The organism is Zongyangia sp. (assembly GCF_965361945.1).
In genome coordinates this window covers 1-3,946 of sequence record NZ_CBDTOK010000163.1, presented here as the reverse complement: position 1 = coordinate 3,946, position 3,946 = coordinate 1, and the positions used below count along the sequence as shown (strand labels likewise).

The following is a 3,946-nucleotide window of genomic DNA, read 5'->3' as shown; positions in this document are numbered from 1 at the left end:
TCCTTTTGGACGTCGATTCTCCACATTTTCTTTGACTCGATCCACCTTGCGGTGTTAACTCTGCGCATGAAAAAACCTCCTTTGAGCGCACTTTACAAAGCCCACCCAAATGAGGTATAATACAGGTGTTCAGGCTGTCTTATCCTCTTTGGGTAAGCTTCCTATGTCCCGTCTGGTGTTGGCGCACCGGGCGGGATTTTTTATTGATGATTGATTGCGTTAATCTTTTTAAGATTGGCAAAGCCTACAAACGATAGGATCATCTGCACAATGACAAAGAATGCATAGATGAACATGAAGACCATAGAAACAGCATAGAGGATGCCGCCTACCAAGGCAAAAGCTCTGTTATTGAGCGCCCAGCCAAGAATATTAAAGATAGCGGCGACACCAACACACACCATATGGGGCATCACCATGGCAGTGGCTAAGCCTGAACTAATAGCTTCAATAGACCCTGTGGTAGCGACATTAATCCCGGTAAAATATACAACGAGATAGATGGCGTAGGCAATGCCGAGAATGGCGGAAATCAGAAGACAAACGCTTCTCTTTTTCTTCTTTGCCATCACAGGAGCTTTGACCGCAGTCTGTACCGGTCCGTTATCAAAGGACGGAGAAAACGAGACATAGCCGCAATTTGGACAGCGCTCTTCGTTGTGCTCGAATCCACACACACTACACTTCATAAAAAATCCTCCCCCTACCGACACAGCGAGGATAATACTACATAAAATGGAAAGATTGTGTTGAATTTTGCCGGTATTTCTAATATAATATATTTTGATAGGAGAACCAACCTATACTCCCTATCCTTAAAGCCGTCTCAGTGTTCCAGCACTGGGGCGGTTTTTTATTTATACTGGCACCTTTTACACTCGGTGTATCCTTTAGCCTTAGCTTCACCAAGGCTCATGCGGACACAATGTTTTGCACCAGCACATCCCGGGTCTTTGTGGTATTTTTTCCCTGTAGGAGAAACAAATACATATATCTGAGGTGAGGTAGATTGAGAACCCTTGTTGATACTATTAGAAGGAATAACCTTTTTGTGTGTTTGCTTCCTTTTAACCAAGTACTTGCTCGTAATTATCCAATATATAATGCACATTATTCCGCACACGCATGCTCCTTCTGCAGCTTCAAGATTTTTTTCAATAAGCAGGAAAACAGCAGCAAGAAGAAAGAAAATAAATGCAAGAACTAAGGACACTTTAAATGTTTGTTTCTTCTTCATCACAGGCGGCGTATTCCGTTTTGCTGCTTCCGCGTTGATGACATCAACAGCATCTTTGACTTTATGAAAAATTTCAGCGGAACACCCAGGCTGTAATGTTTTGGCGTAATTCAAAACATTTGTTGAATAGAGTTTAAAAGCATCGTTATTCAAGGTAGCGACAACATTTCGATCTAAAATAAGCGGAACCTGGGGCGCGTCCGTATAAATATGAATGTTGCACCCAAAGGACTTTTCTCCGCCTCCAGTGACTTCTTCAATCTCCCCAAACAATTCTTGATCGCCGCTGTCTAGTTGGGGGGCGATTTTTTCCGCTAATTCGGCAGAGATATATCCAATATGGACTCCGTCTGCGTAAATTTTTATTGCGTTTTGATCGTAAGGATTGTTGGGCTCCCGCTGAAAGCTAAGCGTGGTATAAGGAGATAACTCGCTTAAAATCTCTTGAATATTCTGGCCATTTTCATTTTGTTTTGTTACGCCCATTATTTTTGTATATGTATCCACTTTAATTGATCCCCCTATGATCCCATCAGACCTAAATCTCGATAAAGCAGGTAAGCTTGCAGAATATCATTCTCTGTGACCTCTAAAATTTCTGCAATTTCTGCCAGACAGATATCCGCTAAAAGCAATTCCTTCAACTGCTTTAATGGGACAATTTCCATAAGAGCACGCTTTTTAACTTTGTATTCCATCTGTTCTCGGAGAACGAAAGGAGACGCAATGGTGTAGAACGCCCCTAATTTTAAATGCCACTTGTCATGAGCAAGCACAGAATGTTCCTCAGCTTGGCTATTTATCTTCCCAGTACCTATAAACCCATCTGGTGAGACAATGGATTTGCAGTTTAAATTAGGGCAATCAAGAATGGTAGCACCGCTATCGACCAGCTCTTGTCTAATCTTTTCCGCCTTCGTCATTTTGCTTCTTCCTCTTATAATCAGCTTTTGCCTTCATAAAGATTTTTAAGTCATTGATATCTCGGTCGTCCAGATATGGCTTGACCTCGCCATAATAGGCGATAAACTCATCCTGAAGCTCGTCGCTTTCCGAAGTGACGGGCTTTTTTTCTTGTTCGTTGCCAAGGAGGTGGTCTACAGAGACGTCAAAATATGCGGCCAAAACCGAAAGGGTTTTCTTTCTTGGTACTTTTCCGTTTAGCCAATTTGCTACTGTCGTAGGGTGTATGTCTAAATCCTTGGCCAATTGATAATTGGTAAGGGTTCTTTGCTCCATTAACTTTTTTAATATTTGTGAAAAATTCATAAAAAACCGCCCTCTATTTTTGATCTAATTTAATCTAATAATTCTTGACTAATAGAATAAAATAGACTATACTAGATCGTGCAACAAGATCAACAACAAATCATTTCGGTCTTAAAATACCGGACCAAACGATTACTTTTGATCTATTATTCTATAAAAATAGACTATCATAGCAGTCTAATTTTGTCAACAGATCGGAGGTGCAATTTTGTCATTTTCTAAAAATTTAGAAAAACTGCAAAAAGAAGCAGGTGTTACGAACTACAGATTAGCCAAAGACCTAGATGTACATGCCACTACGGTTAAAAACTGGAAAGAGGGGAAAATGCCGCTTCTTGAGCACGCGCATAAAGTAGCAGACTATTTTGGAAAGACCCTGGATGAGATGATGCGTTAACTGATTGGGTTAAAAGATACAGCGAGCCAGTGACTTTCATCTCATCGCCAATCAAGAAAGGAGGGAGGAAGGATGAACCGTAAAATATTATCTCACCCAGATACAATGAAAATTATGAATACCGAACAGCCTAGCACAATCACGATCGACGGCGTGGAGATACCGAGCTGGTACAAAGTATGGATGGAACTTCGACAATTAGAAAGAAGAACCGCCTCCCGTGTTGTGCAATGTATTACCCTGACATGCGTAGTCATCAGCCTTATCTTGTCGATACTAGCGCTATTATGGAGATAACCAAGGCGGCAACGGAAGCCAGCAGGGAAAAGAAATCAATCCATTTTTCTTCAACATATTTTATGATTTCTTTTTTTCTGAAATATTTCCAGTTTACTCCCACATGGGAAAGGTGAAAGCCAGATGCTTTCCCGCTGCCGTATCGCTGGTATTCAAGAATCCCGTTGGATTCCATCCATCTGACCGAGGCACGCAAATCTTCAAGCGGAACACGCAGGGACGTGGATAGATTTTCAAATTCTTCATCGAATCGGCAGATATATTCACTTCCTTTCCCTTTTGAAGATAAGTATTTCATGATCTGTTTACTTGTTTTATCCATCACTATCACCTCAAGGCAGATTATATCATGGTTCATTTAAGCGCAACAACCAATCATTACACAGAAGGAGGGAGGAAGGATGGAAATCATCATCGAAGGTAATCCCAAAGAAATAGCCGCTCTTGTATTAGAGTTACAAGAACGGCATATTGATAAGGATTACTCCTGTAATGAAGACAAGACACAAAACGGGGCTATTCCGCATCCTGGTGCAATACCGGTTTGAAATCAGAAAATCAAAGCCTCCAGAAAGGAGGCGAAAAAAGATGGAAAGCACAAAACAAAAGCGCCCGCAGCAGGCAAAAGAAAACGGGCGCAAGAGAAGATACATTATGCGGTTTGGTTTTCCAAGGCGGAGAGTCTTGCTTGAAGATCGTTGATCTGCTGCTGAAGGAGATCGGTTTTTCACTCTAATTCCCACTGT

At 41.4% G+C, this 3,946-nt stretch carries 8 protein-coding genes; 3 read left to right on the top strand and 5 right to left on the bottom strand.

Going from position 1 to position 3,946, the window contains the following annotated elements; translation table 11 throughout:
• Positions 1-200 precede the first annotated feature (200 nt).
• From ACZ25G_RS10125 to ACZ25G_RS10110, 4 genes are all read right to left on the bottom strand, one after another.
• Positions 201-689 (bottom strand): hypothetical protein, encoded by a 489-nt coding sequence (locus tag ACZ25G_RS10125; protein ID WP_463682369.1) that lies wholly within the window; start codon positions 687-689, stop codon positions 201-203.
• 164 nt (positions 690-853) lie between these two features.
• On the bottom strand, positions 854-1,744 hold the full coding sequence (locus tag ACZ25G_RS10120) for an HIRAN domain-containing protein (RefSeq protein ID WP_463682368.1): 891 nt from the start codon (positions 1,742-1,744) through the stop codon (positions 854-856).
• Between the two features lie 14 nt (positions 1,745-1,758).
• A complete protein-coding gene (locus tag ACZ25G_RS10115; RefSeq protein WP_463682367.1) occupies positions 1,759-2,160 on the bottom strand; it encodes a hypothetical protein in 402 nt (133 codons plus the stop codon).
• Complete coding sequence (locus tag ACZ25G_RS10110) at positions 2,138-2,506, bottom strand: helix-turn-helix domain-containing protein (RefSeq protein WP_463682366.1); 369 nt, start codon at positions 2,504-2,506, stop codon at positions 2,138-2,140. The genes ACZ25G_RS10115 and ACZ25G_RS10110 overlap by 23 nt, the downstream gene beginning before the upstream one ends.
• 208 nt (positions 2,507-2,714) lie before the next feature.
• Here ACZ25G_RS10110 and ACZ25G_RS10105 point away from each other — a divergent pair, with 208 nt between their 5' ends.
• Entirely contained in the window at positions 2,715-2,903 is a 189-nt protein-coding gene (locus ACZ25G_RS10105; RefSeq protein WP_463682365.1) for a helix-turn-helix domain-containing protein, read from the top strand.
• Positions 2,904-3,165: 262 nt separating this feature from the next.
• Here ACZ25G_RS10105 and ACZ25G_RS10100 read toward each other — a convergent pair whose 3' ends face one another.
• A complete protein-coding gene (locus ACZ25G_RS10100) occupies positions 3,166-3,522 on the bottom strand; it encodes a hypothetical protein (RefSeq protein WP_463682364.1) in 357 nt (118 codons plus the stop codon).
• 79 nt (positions 3,523-3,601) lie between these two features.
• Here ACZ25G_RS10100 and ACZ25G_RS10095 point away from each other — a divergent pair, with 79 nt between their 5' ends.
• Positions 3,602-3,748, top strand: a complete 147-nt coding sequence (locus tag ACZ25G_RS10095) for a hypothetical protein (protein WP_463682363.1) — start codon at positions 3,602-3,604, stop codon at positions 3,746-3,748.
• Positions 3,745-3,936, top strand: coding sequence for a hypothetical protein (locus tag ACZ25G_RS10090; RefSeq protein ID WP_463682362.1), 192 nt, complete (start codon positions 3,745-3,747; stop codon positions 3,934-3,936). Before ACZ25G_RS10095 ends, ACZ25G_RS10090 begins: the two co-directional genes overlap by 4 nt.
• Positions 3,937-3,946: the final 10 nt, after the last annotated feature.